Source organism: Ideonella sp. FW305-24 (assembly GCF_058788035.1).
The window spans coordinates 22,574-37,659 of sequence record NZ_JBYTAI010000025.1 but is presented as its reverse complement, the minus strand read 5'-3'; the positions used below and the strand labels follow the sequence as shown (position 1 = coordinate 37,659).

General features: G+C 67.8%; 10 protein-coding genes and 1 pseudogene. 5 read left to right on the top strand and 6 right to left on the bottom strand.

The genetic code is table 11. The annotated features are described in order from the left end of the window. The 3 genes and pseudogenes from AC3WR5_RS33035 to AC3WR5_RS33025 all read right to left on the bottom strand — a co-directional run. Positions 1–75: pseudogene (locus AC3WR5_RS33035) on the bottom strand (response regulator); the annotation flags it as partial. Between the two features lie 544 nt (positions 76–619). Beyond that, a complete protein-coding gene (locus tag AC3WR5_RS33030) occupies positions 620–2,302 on the bottom strand; it encodes a cyclic peptide export ABC transporter (RefSeq protein ID WP_492490043.1) in 1,683 nt (560 codons plus the stop codon). 69 nt (positions 2,303–2,371) lie between these two features. Continuing rightward, the gene (locus AC3WR5_RS33025; RefSeq protein ID WP_492490042.1) at positions 2,372–4,831 is read right to left on the bottom strand and encodes a penicillin acylase family protein; all 2,460 of its coding nucleotides are present in this window, start codon (positions 4,829–4,831) and stop codon (positions 2,372–2,374) included. A 130-nt stretch (positions 4,832–4,961) separates the two neighbouring features. Here AC3WR5_RS33025 and AC3WR5_RS33020 point away from each other — a divergent pair, with 130 nt between their 5' ends. The 4 genes from AC3WR5_RS33020 to AC3WR5_RS33005 all read left to right on the top strand — a co-directional run bounded on the left by AC3WR5_RS33020 (position 4,962) and on the right by AC3WR5_RS33005 (position 10,705). Next, a complete protein-coding gene (locus tag AC3WR5_RS33020) occupies positions 4,962–5,906 on the top strand; it encodes an alpha/beta hydrolase (protein WP_492490040.1) in 945 nt (314 codons plus the stop codon). A 106-nt stretch (positions 5,907–6,012) separates the two neighbouring features. Then, positions 6,013–7,095, top strand: a complete 1,083-nt coding sequence (locus AC3WR5_RS33015; RefSeq protein ID WP_492490038.1) for a GNAT family N-acetyltransferase — start codon at positions 6,013–6,015, stop codon at positions 7,093–7,095. A gap of 11 nt (positions 7,096–7,106) precedes the next feature. Beyond that, positions 7,107–8,411, top strand: coding sequence for a lysine N(6)-hydroxylase/L-ornithine N(5)-oxygenase family protein (locus AC3WR5_RS33010; RefSeq protein WP_492490036.1), 1,305 nt, complete (start codon positions 7,107–7,109; stop codon positions 8,409–8,411). A gap of 119 nt (positions 8,412–8,530) precedes the next feature. Beyond that, positions 8,531–10,705 carry a TonB-dependent siderophore receptor gene (locus AC3WR5_RS33005; protein ID WP_492490035.1) on the top strand — a complete coding sequence of 725 codons (2,175 nt, stop codon included), beginning with the start codon at positions 8,531–8,533 and terminating at the stop codon, positions 10,703–10,705. Positions 10,706–11,375: 670 nt separating this feature from the next. On the opposite strand, the gene AC3WR5_RS33000 is transcribed toward AC3WR5_RS33005, so the two are convergent. Genes AC3WR5_RS33000 through AC3WR5_RS32990 form a run of 3 tightly spaced genes read right to left on the bottom strand, consistent with a single transcriptional unit; the run spans position 11,376 to position 13,867 of the window. Continuing rightward, positions 11,376–12,671, bottom strand: coding sequence for an epoxide hydrolase family protein (locus AC3WR5_RS33000; RefSeq protein WP_492490033.1), 1,296 nt, complete (start codon positions 12,669–12,671; stop codon positions 11,376–11,378). A gap of 9 nt (positions 12,672–12,680) precedes the next feature. Then, positions 12,681–13,061 carry a nuclear transport factor 2 family protein gene (locus AC3WR5_RS32995; RefSeq protein WP_492490031.1) on the bottom strand — a complete coding sequence of 127 codons (381 nt, stop codon included), beginning with the start codon at positions 13,059–13,061 and terminating at the stop codon, positions 12,681–12,683. Positions 13,062–13,102: 41 nt separating this feature from the next. After that, a complete protein-coding gene (locus tag AC3WR5_RS32990) occupies positions 13,103–13,867 on the bottom strand; it encodes an SDR family NAD(P)-dependent oxidoreductase (protein ID WP_141287453.1) in 765 nt (254 codons plus the stop codon). 128 nt (positions 13,868–13,995) lie between these two features. On the opposite strand from AC3WR5_RS32990, the gene AC3WR5_RS32985 reads away from it, so the two are divergent. Next, on the top strand, positions 13,996–14,937 hold the full coding sequence (locus AC3WR5_RS32985; RefSeq protein WP_492490029.1) for a LysR family transcriptional regulator: 942 nt from the start codon (positions 13,996–13,998) through the stop codon (positions 14,935–14,937). The last annotated feature ends 149 nt before the right edge of the window (positions 14,938–15,086 follow it).

The following is a 15,086-nucleotide window of genomic DNA, read 5'->3' as shown; positions in this document are numbered from 1 at the left end:
GGCGCCGCGCAGCGCAATGCCGACAACTTGCCGCAGCGAGGCTGAGTCGTCGACGATCATGATGGTCTTGGCCATGGGTTGGGAGATTGCTCGGTTTGCCTAAAGGGGAGACGGCCGACCTGGGGTTTCGGCCACGAACACTATTTCCCGCCTGGCCTCAGGTGGAAATCGTGAAAAGCTTGCTGTTCAGAGGTCAATTGCATCGAACAGCCGTGCCGCAAGCTGAGGCAGAGAGACCTCATTTGCTGTGCTCCTTTCAAGCCCCGGAGAGGGGCCGCCTGGGTCGTATCGGCACGAGTGCGCTGCCCAGAAGCGGATTGGCCCGCAAATCGGCAACGACCAGGCAACTGTTCACGCTTTTTGCGTCAGTTGCGGGCGATCCTCGCCCGAAGAGCCGTCCGCCAGCCTGGGCAAGGTGGCCAATGCGCGGAGCAGCTTTGCAGGCTTCACGGGCCCGACTGCGGGCATGGCCGGTGTCCGGGATGGCGATCTGGCCGGCGCCGCACCGAGCGCAGCGTGAAGAGGCCAGGGCCCGCCCTTCCCTGGGCACGGGAAAGGGCCGCCGCGTGTATTGGCCGGCACCGCCGGCCTGGGGACATGCCCAATCAGCCGCGGACGTTCAGGCCCGCAGCGGCACCACGCGACTCTGGTCGACTTCCTCCACGCTGCCGTTGGCCATCTTCAGGACCCGGTCTGCGAGATGGAAGTAGCGGTCGTCGTGGGAGATGACGATCAGCAGGTGGCCGCGAGCGCGCAGTTCGGGCAGCAGCTCGGTGTAGAACAGGTGGCGGAAGCTGGGGTCCTGGTCGGCGGCCCATTCGTCGAACACCATCACCGGGCGCTGCTCCAGGTAGGCATGCACCAGCGCCAGCCGCTTGCGCTGGCCGGTGGACAGGTCGGTGGTGCTGAACGAGCCGTCCACCACCGACACCTTGTGGGCGATCTCCAGCCGTTCCAGGTACGGCCGTGCGGCTTCGGGCAGGCTGGCGCGGCCGCCGGTTTGGCCGTCCACGGCGGCCAGGTCCTCGAACAGGTAGAAGTCCGAGAAGACGGTGGTGAACAGCTGGCGATAGTCGTCGCGGCGCTCGTCGCTCACGGGCTCGCCGTCCAGCACCACGTCGCCCTGCTGCGGCGCGTACAGGCCCAGCAGCAGCTTGATCAGCGTGGTCTTGCCGGAGCCGTTGTCGCCGACCACGAACACCAGCTCGCCGGGATGCAGCGTCAGGTCGATCGGGCCCAGCGTGAAGGGCTCGGCGCCTTCGGCGGGCTCGAACGCGTAGCGCACGCCGCGCAGCGCCAGCGACTCGCGAAAGCGCACTTCGCTGGGCGGGCGCGCCAGGTGCAGATGCGGCTCGGGCGTGGCAAAGCGCAGCGACAGGTCGGCAATGCGCTCGAAGGCCACCTTGGCGCGGCCGACGTTGGGCAGCGTCAGCGTGATCTGGTCGATCGGCCCCTTGAGGAACAGCAGCACCAGCACGAAGCCGCTGAGCACTTCGGGCGCCATCGGGCGCATCGCCGCCCAGCCGAGGATCACCGCGATCAGCAGGAAAAACAGCGCCGAGCCGAAGGCCGTGCCGAGCACGTAGATGTTGATCGCACGGTTGTTGATGTCGCGGATGCGGTGCACCGTGCCTTCGATCTGCCCGTCGAACACCCGCGAGCGGCGCGCCCTGTGCATGCGCAGTTCCTTGGCGCCTTCGCTGATGCCGCGATAGGCCTTGTGCAGCGCTTCCTCGCCTTCGCGGGCATGCCAGAAGCCGGCCACGCCGCGCGACTGCACCAGCGTCTGCACCGCAGTGCCGATCACCAGCGCCACCACCACCAGGCCGAACAGCGCCGGCGACAGCCAGGCCAGGTAGGCCAGGCAGCCCAGCGCCACGGCCAGCGCGATGGTGGTCGACGCCAGCGCGAAGGCCACGTCGCTGATCATGTCCACGTCCTGCGTCAGTACCGGCATCAGCCTGTGCGTGCGGTAGCGCTCCAGCGCGTCGATGGGCGCCGCGAGGATCTTCTGCGCCAGCCCGGTGCGCACCTGGGCCACCAGTTGCTGGCCGACCCAGTTGGTCGAGATGTCCGACAGCGCGCGGCCGACCAGCGCGGCCACGCACAGCGAGACAAAGGTCAGCAGCAGCCCGCCGGCCAGCCCGCCCGGCCGGTTCAACACCTGGTTGATGGTGCCGAGCAAGGCGACGGTTGCGGCACCGGCGGCGATGCCGGTGACCGCGGACAGCACGATCCAGGGAAGGAACGGACGCAGCAATCGGCCCATCTCGCTGGCCGGACGGCGGGGTTCATCGTTCATGGCGCGCGCAGTCATGGGTCCTCGAGGTGGCAGTCATCCCTGAACCAGACGATCTGGCGGGCCGGATGTTTAGGGGCTCAACACGATGCTGGTCAGTGCCGGGTCGCGCGCGATCTCGGCCTCGGTGAACGGGAAGGCCAGCCAGTCGCGCCGCACATAGCGTTGCACCGGCGCGGCGCCCGCCAGCCCTGCCCCGCCGCTGACGGCCTGCTCGTCCTGCCCGTGGGCCAGCAGCGTGTGGGCCTGCAGGCCGCGCGGGCCGAAGCTCACCACCTGCAGGTAGCTGTTGGCCGAGGTGTTGGGGCCCAGCGGGTCGCTGCCATCGTCGTTGCAGGCGGTGGCGAAGTAACCCACGCCGTCGCAGCCGCCATAGACCGGCAGCGGCCCGGCGCCGGTCTGCACCAGGCGCTGGCTGGTGGTGGTGGCAGACAGCGCAGTGCCTTGCGCCGCCATGGCCTGCACAGCCGTGGCCAGGGCCTGCGCCGCGCCCTCCGCACGCGGACCACGCGGCGTGTCCAGCGGCGCTGCGGCAGAAAAAGGCATCTCAAAACGCGCCTCGGCCGGCACCGCCTGCAGCCACTGCGCCCAGAACAGCTCCCACAGCAGGCCGCCGTGGCCCTGCCCATCCGCCCGGCCGGACCAGCTCGCCAGCACCGCGCAGGCGGCCGTCACGTCCACCTGCGCCGCCGGGCTGGCCTCGCTCGCCGGCAGGTACACCTTGGGCTGTGCGCAGGCGTGGTGCAGCAGCCCGGCCTTGAAGCGCAGCGCCGATTCGGCCTGTGCGCCCAGCGCCACCTCGCGCAGCTCGGCTGCCAGTGCGCGGGCCGAACCCGGCCGCATCGCCGCCAGGCGCTGGGCCATCGCATGGCCCTGGCGAGCCCGCAGCGAAAGCGCCTGCTGCTCGCCACCCAGCACGCGCGCAAAGCCCCGCAAGGGCTGCGCCGGGTTGGCCAGCCAATAGCTGTCGTTCATGTTGGCCACCTGGTCGCTGCGCAGCAAGCTGGGCAAGGACCTTGCCGGCAAGGTGCCGGGCTGCACGGCCGCCGCATCGGCTTGCCAGTCGCAATCCGCGCGGCTGCCGTCCAGGAAGGGCGTGAACGCGTCCAGCTGCGCGAAGCCCTGGGCCAGGGGCGTGGTGCAGCGCTCGCGCAGCGCATCGGGCACATTCGGCACGGGACCGAAGTCCGCGAACCAGGCGCGGCCGCTGCGGTCCACGGCGGTGGTATTCACCCACGGCAATGCCAGCTCGCGACGCTGGATGGCGATGAACTCGTCCAGCGAGCCGGCCTGGTTCCAGGCCCAGAAGGTGCGAAAGACGCGGAAGTTCTCGGCATTCGCGTCGCGGATGGCCAGCGCATGCGCGGCCGACCAGCCGAAGGCCGGGTTCTGTGCGCCCAGGTCGACGATGGGCCCCTGCGCGCTGCGATAGAGCCGCCGGCTGAGCGTGCGCGCCTGGCCGCCTTCCCCTTTCAGCGTGACTGCCACCTCGCGGGACTGCAGCGGCTGCGCGGCACCGTCCACCAGGTAATCTGTGGGCCGGCCTTCGGCCAGCGCAAGGTCGAACAGGCCGAAGCGCCGCGCGGTGGACACCGTGTTGCTCCAGGCCACATGCGCATTGAAGCCGATCATCACCAGCGGCACGCCCAAGAAGGCCACGCCCGCCACGTTGACCTGGCCGGGAATGGTCAGCTGCATCTGGTAGAAGCGATCCGGTCCGCCCCAGTACCAGTGCGGGTTGCCCAGCAGCACGCTGCCGCCCTCGCCCGTGGCCTGGCGACCAAACGCCATCATGTTGCTGCCCAGGCCGTCCTGGTCGCCCACGCGGTGCGCCAGCCGGGTCGACAGCGAGGCCGCGCCCACCTGCGCGGCTGGCGATGCACCACCCGGCTGCGCGTTGACGATCTCCGGGATGAAGCGTGCATAACCCGCCGCCACCTGGGCCGCGTAGAAGCGGCGGTAGAGGTCGTCCGGGCCGATCTCGTGCACCCAGGCCTCGTGCAGGCACAGCCGCTGGCTGCCGCTGGCATGGCCTGCGCGAGCCTCCTGCAACTGGCGGTTGTAGCCCGCTGCAAAGCCTTCGACGGCTTCGTTCAGTCCGGGCGGCTGGGCGGCCCGGTAGCGGGCCACCATCGCGTCGTCCGCAAAGGCCTTGAAGAAGAAGTCCAGTTCCAGGTTGAGGGGCCGACCGAAGCTGGATTCACGCGCCGGCCGGTTCTCCGGCCCGAAGTGGAACGAGCGACGGCCCTCGTAGGTCGTGAAAGCCTCGGCCAGCGTGCACAGCGCGTCCTGCCCTTGCGCGTAGCCAATGCCGTAGCCCAGCCCCCGCCAGTCGGCCGCCTTGATGTGCGGAATGCCATCCGTCGTGCGGCGGATTTCCACCGGCAGCGGCGCAGCAAGCGCATGCAGCGACCTGGTCGCAATCCAGAGCAGCACTGCGCCGGCAATCGCGGCACGCAGCACCGCTGACAGTCGACCCGCGCGCTGGCGCTGTGCATCCGCATCCCTCTCGGGATTTGCTTCATTCCTCATGCTTGGCTTCGTTCTCCGTGGCGATGGTGTGCTGACGAACTGGGGCCGCTGGCGTTTAGCGCTAAACAAAACGCTGCCTGCCCCGTCCTTCAGAAGACCACCCACCGCTTGCGCTGCCCTGCGCCCGGCCATGCCGCCCCTGCACCCTGACCTCGAAGCCTTTCTCGAACTGGCTGCCGCGCCCTCGCGCACACCCATGAGCGCCATGCGCCCGGCCCAGGCGCGCGAGGCCTATGCACAAAGCAGTCTGCTGCTGGACCTGTCCGGCGCGGCGCTGCCGGTTGAGCCGCTGACCCTCCCTTGCCGCGACGGCACCCGCCTGCCCGCCCGCCTCTACCTGGGCGCCCACGGGCGGACCGGCCCCAGCCCGGTGCTGCTGTTCTTCCACGGCGGCGGCTACGTGCTGGGCAACTGCGATTCGCATGACGCGCTGTGCCGCGACCTGGCGCACGCGGCGCAGTGCGCCGTGCTGAGCGTGGACTACCGGCTCGCGCCCGAACACCGTTTCCCCACCGCCTTCGAAGACGCCGAAGACGCCCACCGCTGGCTGCTCGCGCACGGCGCCGACTGGCAGCTGGACACCCAGCGCCTGGCGATTGGCGGTGACAGCGTGGGCGGCACGCTGGCCACCGCGCTGTGCCTGGCCGCGCGCGAGGCCGGCCGGCCGCAGCCATGCCTGCAGCTGCTGCTCTACCCCTGCACGGCGCCCTGGCAGGACAGCCCTTCGCACCAGCGCTACGCCACCGGCCACCTGCTGGAGCAGGCCACGCTGCAATGGATGTTCCAGCAATGCCTGCGCAGCGAGGCCGACCGGCAGGACTGGCGCTTCGCCCCGCTGCAGGCCGCCAGCCTGGCCGGCCTGGCGCCAGCCGGCATTGCGCTGGCCGAACACGACCCACTGGTGGACGAAGGCCTGGCCTATGCCGAGCGCCTGCGCGCAGCCGGCGTGCCGGTGGCGCTGAAGGTCTACGAAGGCATGGTGCACGACTTCGCGCGCCTGGGCCAGATCGTGCCGGACGCCGCACTGCAGCTGCGCCAGGACCTGGCCGCCCAGCTGCGCGCCGCCTTCGCCTGAAGCGCGCTGCGCCGACTAAACATCTGCCGCCCCGCTTCGTCATGGGTGCTGGGTGCACGTGCTTTTCAACCAGAACCTGCACCGGCCCAGACCGAGGACCACCCCCTTGCCGCATTCCGACCTGCCGCCCTTCTCCGACTTCCTGGCCCGCCCCGGCGGCCAGCCGCTGCGCGTGGCGCTGGACCTGCCACACCTGGTGGTGCAGGCAGCCGAAAGCAATGGTGACGGCCATGGCGATGGCGACGACGCCCGCAGCCAGTGGCGGCTGACGGAGACTACCGGCGGCCTGCAGCTCAACACGGCCCGCCCGGAAGCTGCCGTGCCGGCCAGCCACCTGTGGGCTGCGCTGGAAGCCGCGTTCAGCGCCCATCCGCAGCATGCCGCGATCACGCTGGCCCTGCCGGCCGCGCTGCTCGCGCCTTTGGCCCAGGCCGGCCTGCTGCGGGCGGACCAGCGGGCCGACGAGCCCGTCCTCTGGCGCGAGGCCCTGTGGCAGCACCCTGCGCTGTGGCTGGCCCAGCCGCAGCCTGCGCCGCATCCGCTGCAGTACACGCTCAGCCAGGGCCGCCGCCACCCGCGCCGGCCCGCCAAGCCCAGCGGCACGGTCTACCAGCGCCACATTCCCTGGCTGGGCCAGAGCCTGTCCTTCCGCACCGTGGACCTGGTGCAAGACCTGCCGGTGTTCAGCCGCTGGATGAACGACCCGGTGGTGGCCGAGTTCTGGCAGGAAGAAGGCGACCTGGCCAGGCACCGCGCCTACCTCGAAGGCCTGGCGGTCGACCCGCGCGTGCTCAGCCTGATCGGCTGCTTCGACGGCCAGCCCTTCGGCTACTTCGAAGCCTACTGGGCCAAGGAAGACCGCATCGCCCCGTTCTGCGACGCGCAGGACTTCGACCGCGGCTGGCACGCGCTGGTCGGCGAGGCCCGCTTTCGCGGCGCGCCCTGGCTCACCGCGTGGATGCCCGGCATGTCGCACTACCTCTTGCTGGACGATTGCCGCACCCAGCGCATCGTCATCGAGCCGCGCGCCGACAACGCCAGGATGATCCGCAGCCTTTCGCGCTGCGGCTATGCGCTGATGAAGGAATTCGACTTCCCGCACAAGCGCGCCATGTTGGGCCAGCTGCTGCGCGAGCGCTTCTTCGGCGAAGCCCTGTGGATTCCCGCGCGTCCCGGCGCGTCCCTTTGAAGGTTGCCTCCATGCACATCCACGACCTGATCGGCATCGGCTTCGGCCCGTCCAACATCGCACTGGCCATTGCGCTCGAAGAGCGCCGCGCCGCTGGCAGCCGCGCGCCGGACACGCTGTTCATCGAGAAGCAGCCCGGCTTCGTCTGGCACCAGAACATGCTGCTGGACCAGGCCCACATGCAGATCTCCTTCCTGAAGGACCTGGCCACGCTGCGCAACCCCGCCAGCCGCTTCACCTTCCTGAACTACCTGCATGACAAGGATCGCCTGCAGGACTTCATCAACCTCAAGACCTTCTTCCCCAGCCGCCACGAGTTCAACGACTACCTGGGCTGGGCGGCGGCCCAGTTCGAGGACCGCTGCGCCTATGCCGAGGAAGTGCTGGAAGTGCTGCCCGAGGGCCGCGCCGGCCAGGTCGAGCTGCTGTGCGTGCGCACGCGGGACGCCCGTGGCCAGACCCGCGAGCGCCTCACGCGCCACCTCGCCATCGGCATGGGCGGCGCGCCGCATGTACCGGCCGGCTTCCAGCCGCTGAAGGAAGACCGCCGCGTCTTCCATTCCAGCCAGTACCTGGGCGCCATCGCCCGCGTGCCCGAGGCCAGGCGCATTGCCGTGATTGGTGCGGGCCAGAGCGCGGCCGAGATCTTCATGGACCTGCAAGGCCGCAGCCCCTCGCACGAGATCGACCTGGTGATGCGCGCCCGCGCCATCCGCCCGTCGGACGACAGCCCGTTTGCCAACGAGATCTTCAATGCCAGCTTCACCGACTTCGTCTTCAGCCGCCCGGACGCCGAGCGCGCCGAGCTGCTCGAAGAGTTCTGGCACACCAACTACGCCGCGCCCGACCTCGCGCTGGTGCAGCAGATCTTCGACGTCTTCTACCGCCAGCGTGTCAGCGGCCAGGACCGCCACCGCTTCCTGCGCCGCCACGAAGTGGCCGAAGTGCAGGCCAGCCGCGAAGGCGTGACGCTGACGCTGCGCGACCTCAACCACGACCAGCTGCAGCACAAGACCTACGACGCCGTGGTGCTGGCCACCGGCTACGAACGCGACGGCCACCGCCGCCTGCTCAAGCCGCTGCGCGAACACCTGGGCCGCTTCGAGGTGGACCGCAACTACCGGCTGCGCACCACGCCGGACTTCAAGCCCGCCATCTTCCTGCAAGGCGCCTGCGAGTCCAGCCACGGCCTGAGCGACACGCTGCTCTCGGTGCTCGCCATTCGCTCCGATGAGATCGGCCAGGCCCTGCTGCAAGCGCTGGCCGGCGAGCGCAGCGCACCGCCCTCGCGGCTGCATGAGGCGCCCACCCACTGAAGCACGCCCTGGTTGCGCCAGCACATCACGACCCCGGCCCGCCGGGGCGTTTTCGTTTTTCCCTCTCGCTTTTTCCCTTCGTTTTTCCTTCCTTCTTTTCACCGATTCAGGAGTACTTGATGCCTTCGCTGCACCGCCCCCGCCTGCTCTGCGCCACCCTTGGCGCGGCCTTCGGCACCCTGCTGGCCACCAGCGGCACCCCCGCCTTCGCCCAGGGCAGCCCCGCACCGGTGCCGGCGGACAGCAGCACCGAAACCAGCACCACCTTGCCCGTCGTGCGCGTGACCGGCAAGGCGCCGGTGAAGGACGGCACCGCGCTGCAGCGCGAAGGCGATGCCAAGGACGGCTACAAGACCAAGACCGTGTCTTCCGTCGGCGCGCTGGGCAGCGTCTCGCTGCAGGACACGCCGTTTGCCATCAGCGTGCTGCCGCTGCAGCTGCTCGAGAACCTGCAGGCCCAGTCGCCTGACGACCTGTTCAAGCTCACCCCTTCCAGCCGCAGCGCCACGCCCCAAGGCACCGGCTGGACACCGGTCGTCAACATCCGCGGCTTCGACGGCAGCAACACCGCCGAAGACGGCCTGCGCCGCATCTACAACCACGCGGCCGTGCTGGAAGACAAGGAGCGCGTGGAAGTGCTGAGCGGCCTCTCGGGCTTCCTGTTCGGCGCGGCCACGCCGGGCGGCATGGTGAACTACGTCTACAAGCGCCCCACCACCGAGCGGCTCAACAGCGTGACCGTGGGCAACTACGGCGGCAGCCAGTGGTTCGTGCACGGCGACTTCGGCGGCATGATCGACAGCGAAGGCCAGTTCGGCTACCGCCTCAACCTCGTCAAGCAGGACGGCGAAACCTCGGTCGACCAGCAGAAGATCAACCGCAGCCTGGTCAGCGGCGCGCTGGACTGGCACATCACCGACCAGCTGCTGCTGGAGCTCAACGGCGTCTACAACAAGTACCACACCGACGGCCCGTCGGCCTATTGGTTCTACGACGCGCCGCACGGCAAGGCACCGGACGCCGACAAGCTCTGGGGCCAGCCCTGGGTGCAGGACGAGTTCGAGAACACCAAGCTGATGGGCAAGCTGAGCTACAAGCTCAACGACCAGCTCACGCTGCGCGGCGCCTACATGCGCGACAACATCGACCGCCCCATCCAGGACCACGCGCAGAACTACGTGGGCGACGTGGCGGCAGGCTACGAGCAGATCGGCATCCGCTCCGGCCGCACCAAGGACCGCTTCGACGCCGCGCAGGCCATGGCCGACCTGAACCTCGACACCGGCAGCGTGCAGCACAAGCTCACCCTGGGCTACGCCATGTACCAGGACAAGTACTACGCCACCACCTTCAACCCCAACACCGGCTGGATGGGCCCGTTCCCGCTGGACCAGCCACACCACATCGCCGAGCCCACCTTCCCCGAAGACACCACCAAGCCCTACTACGCGGCCAAGGTGCGCAACGAAAACTGGCTGATCGGCGATCAGGTCCGCTTCAGCGAGCAGTGGTCGGCCCTGCTGGGCATCAGCCACAGCAGCATCGTCACCAGCGACTATGACGAAGAACTCGGCCAGGTCGTGAAGGACTACGACAAGTCACGCAACTCGCCTTCCGTCTCGCTGATCTTCAAGCCCATGCCGTGGCTGACCACCTACGCCACCTACATCGAAGGCCTGGAGCAAGGCGGCACCGCGCCCGAAACGGCGGCCAACGCCAACGCGGTGATGCAGCCCATGGTAAGCGAGCAGAAGGAAATCGGCATCAAGGCCGACCTCGGCGGCGTGCTGCTCACCGGCGCGCTGTTCGACATCGAGAAAGCCTACGAATTCCTGGACGACGACAACGTCTACAACCAGGACGGCCGGCAGCGCCACCGCGGCATCGAACTCGGCGCCACTGGCAAAGCCACCAGCGACCTCACCCTCTTCAGCGGCTTCACCTGGCTCGCGCCCAAGGTCCATGGCGGCTCACTCAGCGGCCTGCAGCCCATCAACGTCGCCAAGGTCCTGGCCAAGGTCTACGCCGAATACCAGCTGCGCTTCATCCCCGGCCTGAGCCTGAACGGCGGCGTCTTCTACACCGGCAAGCAATGGGCCAACGAGACCAACACCGACCGCCTGCCCGCCTACACCACCCTCGACCTCGGCCTGCGCTACACCACCACCGCCGCCAACCACCCCGTGACCCTGAACCTCTACGCCAGCAACGTCACCAACAAGAGCTACTGGCAGAACTCGTACTACGTGGGCTCACCACGCAACGTGGCGTTCTCGATGAATGTGAAGTTCTGATCCTGGCTGCCGGAGCCAACGGGGGGCCGGTAGCCATGACGGCCAGCGAGTGACGGTTTCAGGGCTGGCTGCAGTTTTCTCGATGCGAGCGGTGTCCGTCGTTTCGTCTCCTTCGCCGAATGCCGGGCCAATGCTGCACGCACCCTGCCACGCACGTCGGCCGCCGGCGCCGCGCTCGTGGGCTTTCGTGACGCCTCGGCGAACCCGCCGTGGATCGAGTTCGCAACCAGCCCGTCGACGAGGTTCGTCTTCGAGCCGAGGGAGATGCCTTGCACGTTCCAGGGTGGACGCTTCGTCGCGCGCAAGCACCCGCCCGGATACCTCGAGCTTCTGGAGGCCGTTGGCGAGTTGGGCTTCGCGCTCGGTGATCTGTCTTGTTCACTCTCCCGCGTGGAGTCGCGGGTCGCGCGGCAAGGCAAGGGCAACAGCCCACGGCTGGCGTTCGGCTACCGCGTCGGGACCCTGATGTGTCGGAGCAACCCTGGAATTTCTCGTAGATCCACATTGACTGGTCCGTGGGCGAGTCGAAGAGACCGTAGCCAGCGGTCTGGGGACGGATGACTTGGATCAGCGCATGGCCTGACAGTTGAGTTCCGAACTTGATGACCAATCTCGGCCTTTTCTCCGAATGAATAAACATCGGCGCGTGCCGCCCACGCGACCGCCCGCATCATGCGCGAACCGTCTGGAACGCCTTGCGGAGCTCTTCAGTGAAGATCGCCGGCTGCTCGAAGGCTGCAAAGTGACCGCCGCGGTCCACCTTGTTCCAGTAGATGAGGTGGGGCCAGTGCGCCTCCGCCCACGATTTCGGCGTCGTGAAGATCTCCTTGGGAAACATCGTGGCCGCCATCGGCAGGTCGATGACACCGGCGTTGAAGCTGGCGGAGCCCTTGCGCGTGTTCTCCCAGTAGAAGCGTGCGGACGAGGCCGCCGTGTCGGTGAACCAGTAGACAGAGATGTCATCGAGCATCTCGTCCATCGTGAGCACCTTGTCGACGCTGCCAGGGTTGTCCGTCCACGCCTGGAACTTCTCGTAAATCCAGAGGGCCAAGCCGCCCGGCGAGTCTGCCAGCGGATAGCCGATGGTCTGCGGGCGGGTCGCCTGCGCCCTGAAGTAGCCGGCCCAGTCGCCCGTGAACTGCGCGGCACGATCCATGGCATATCGCTCTTCCGCTGTCGGGTCCACCGGCAGCTTGTCCGGGAAGACGAAGGCCCAGTTCACATGCGCGGCCACCAACCCCTCGGGCTTGACGTGGCCGAGCGCGTGGGTCACACCGGATCCCCAGTCTCCACCTTGGGCAACCCAGCGGTCATAGCCCAGGCGCTTCATCAGGACACCCCAGGCCTTGGCCGTGCGGACGACGTCCCAGCCCGTTTCGGTGGGCTTGCCCGACCATCCGAACCCCGGCAGGGAGGGAATGACGACGTCGAACGCCTCTTCGGCGCGGCCACCATACGCGGTCGGATCCGTCAGCGGGCCAATCACCTTGAGGAATTCGACCACCGAGCCCGGCCAGCCGTGGCTCATGATGACGGGCAGCGCGCCTGGGTGCTTGGACTTCACATGGATGAAGTGGATGTCGAGGCCGTCTATGCGCGTCCTGAACTGCGGGTAGCCGTTGATCTGGCGCTCGAACCTTCGCCAGTCGTACTCGTCGTGCCAGTACTTGACCACCCGCTTCGCGGTGTCCAGCGGCACGCCTTGTGACCAATCGGAAACCGTTTCACGCTCGGGCCAACGCATCATCGCCAAGCGGCGCTTCAGGTCGTCAATCTCGGTTTGTGGCACGGTGACCCGAAAGGGCCTGATCGCTTCTGGCGCGCCGGCTGCCTGGCCGGCGAACGCGGTCGCCTGGCACAGCAGGCTCGTCGTGAACGCAGCAGCCGAGGCACCGCGTACGATGCCGAGAACCGCATCGCGGCGAGAGATACCTTCGGCGGACAGCCGCTTCAAGACATCGGACATGACGGGCCCTCAATCCTTCTTGAACGCGGCGGCAGCCGCTGCGGTGTCAAGTGCCTCGCGCAGCAACTTGATCTTGCCGCCCTCCGCGATGAGCACGCCGGCATAGGTCTGGCGGTACATCTTGCCGGTGTCGACCACCATCGCCTCGACCGAGTATTCGCCGAAGACCTTGTCGGGCGTGTCGATCCAGACCTTGAAGTCCTTGAAGCGAAAGTCGGGCACCTTGGCCAGCAGGCCGGAGAGCAGGGCCTCGACGGCCGCGGGGCCGCGGGCATGCGCCTGGACCGTCGGCAGTTCGAGGACGCCGTCGTCCGCGAAGAGCGCGGCAGCGGCGGCGGGAGTGCGGACATTGTCTTGATAGGCCTGAAGCAGTTCGAGTGCGGTTGTCATGAGACTTTCCTTGACAGGTGAGGGATTCGTCGATGGGCAGTTCAGACCTGCGCCATGCCACCATCGGCGAACAGTTCGATGCCGGTGATGAACGACGAATCGTCGGAAGCGAGGAACAGCGCCGCCCTGGCGATGTCGTCGGGCTGTCCGATGCGGCCGATCGGCAACTGTGCGGTCAGGTAGTCGAGCAGGCCCTGCTGCTGCGCGGCCTCGGGCCCTGCGAGCTCGACCAGACCGGGCGTGTGGATCGGCCCTGGCGACAGCGTGTTGATGCGGATCGCACGGCCCTTCAAGTCCAAAACCCAGCTGCGGGCGAGGTTGCGCACCGCGGCCTTGGTCGCGCTGTAGATGCTGAAGTTGGCAGTGCCCTTCACGCTGGTCGTCGAGCCGGCCAGGATGACGGAGGCGCCGTGTGTTGCCTTCTCCAGCAAAGGCAACGCCTTCTGCACCGTGAACACGACGCCCTTCACGTTGCGTTCGAAGGTCTGGTCGAAATGCGCTTCGGTAATTGCGCCCAGCGGCAGCATCTCGCCCCCGCCTGCGTTCGCATACAGCACGTCAACGCGGCCATGCTGTGTCCGCACCAGGTCGTAGAGCTTGTCCAGTTCGTCCAGCTTGGTCGAGTCGGCTCGCACACCCTGGGCGTTCTGCCCGATGGCGGCGACGGCCGCATCCAGTTCGGCTTGACGCCGTCCCGTGATGTAGACGAACGCGCCTTCGGACGCGAATGTCTTGGCGGCCGCCAGACCTATGCCGGTGGTGCCACCGGTGATGACGGCAACCTTGCCGGTGAGCTTGTTTCCCATGTGGTGCTCCTGTGTTGAGAGGGTGAGCGAAGCTTACGAATGTCATGGGTAGGAATAAAGATGAGGATTTGCACTTCTTATTTCATGTGCTTGAATAATTGGGACGAAACAACCCAACGGCCAATGCCATGGACCAACTGCTGGCGCTGCGCGTTTTCGTGCGGATCGCCGAATCCGGGGCTTTCTCGCGCGCCGCCGACACAATGAACATTCCGCGACCCACGGTGACCAAGCTCGTCCAGGATCTGGAGCGCCACCTGGGGACGAAACTTCTGCATCGGACGACGCGGCGCGTCAACGTGACGCCGGAGGGCGCGGCCTACTACGAGCGGGCCACCCGCCTGATCGGCGAACTCGACGAGATGGACGAAAGCGCCTCGCACTCGCGCGCCCAACCGCGTGGGCGCATCCGGGTTGACGTCGGCTCGGTGGTTGCCAACATGATCCTCATCCCCGCGCTGCCGGGCTTCCGCGCGCGCTACCCGGATCTGCATGTCGATCTCGGCGTCAGCGATCGTCCGGTCGACCTCATTGGAGAGGGCGTGGACTGCGCGATCCGGGGCGGGCCGTTGCCGGACACGTCGCTTGTGGCGCGACGCATCGCCGACATGGATTGGGTGACCTGCGCCAGCCCGGTCTACCTGAAGGCGCGCGGCGTTCCGTTGCACCCTTCCGAACTGATGCCCCGGCCGGCCCAGGACGCCGGCAAGCGTCGCGTTCCCGGCCACGCCGTCGCCGGCTATTTCTCGTCGCTCACCGGGCGAGCGTTCCCGCTCGAATTCCACAACGCGGGCGAGCGGATATTGGTGCATGGCCAAGTGGAGGTGGCCGTCAACGAGAGCACCGCGCATTTGAGCGCTCTACTGGCTGGGGTGGGAATCGGGCAGGCATTCAAGTTCATGGCCGCGCCGCACCTCGAGAACGGCCGTTTGACCCGCCTGCTCGACGACTGGACGCGCCCGCGCCAGCCCTTCCACGTGCTGTACGCGAGCAACCGGCACCTGAGTGCCAAGATCCGGCTGTTCGTGGATTGGGTGGCCGAAGTGTTCGCGCCATTCGACGATCGGTAGGCCTCGAAGGACTGGGCTGGAAGAAGCAGCGGCACCTGTTCGACCATCTGCGGCCAGGCTTGCCCGGGCTGTTCGCAGGAACGTCGTTTGCTCAGCTGCGCCGTCACCGCCTCGGCGGCTCACGAAATTCCGTGTTGACAGGAGCCTGT

What these genes read in the sequence shown, in the direction of transcription:
- AC3WR5_RS33030 (WP_492490043.1), bottom strand. Translation starts at nt 2,302, where the DNA reads ATGAACGATGAACCCCGCCGTCCGGCCAGCGAGATGGGCCGATTGCTG.
- AC3WR5_RS33025 (WP_492490042.1), bottom strand. Translation starts at nt 4,831, where the DNA reads ATGAGGAATGAAGCAAATCCCGAGAGGGATGCGGATGCACAGCGCCAG.
- AC3WR5_RS33020 (WP_492490040.1), top strand. Translation starts at nt 4,962, where the DNA reads ATGCCGCCCCTGCACCCTGACCTCGAAGCCTTTCTCGAACTGGCTGCC.
- AC3WR5_RS33010 (WP_492490036.1), top strand. Translation starts at nt 7,107, where the DNA reads ATGCACATCCACGACCTGATCGGCATCGGCTTCGGCCCGTCCAACATC.
- AC3WR5_RS33005 (WP_492490035.1), top strand. Translation starts at nt 8,531, where the DNA reads ATGCCTTCGCTGCACCGCCCCCGCCTGCTCTGCGCCACCCTTGGCGCG.
- AC3WR5_RS33000 (WP_492490033.1), bottom strand. Translation starts at nt 12,671, where the DNA reads ATGTCCGATGTCTTGAAGCGGCTGTCCGCCGAAGGTATCTCTCGCCGC.
- AC3WR5_RS32995 (WP_492490031.1), bottom strand. Translation starts at nt 13,061, where the DNA reads ATGACAACCGCACTCGAACTGCTTCAGGCCTATCAAGACAATGTCCGC.
- AC3WR5_RS32990 (WP_141287453.1), bottom strand. Translation starts at nt 13,867, where the DNA reads ATGGGAAACAAGCTCACCGGCAAGGTTGCCGTCATCACCGGTGGCACC.
- AC3WR5_RS32985 (WP_492490029.1), top strand. Translation starts at nt 13,996, where the DNA reads ATGGACCAACTGCTGGCGCTGCGCGTTTTCGTGCGGATCGCCGAATCC.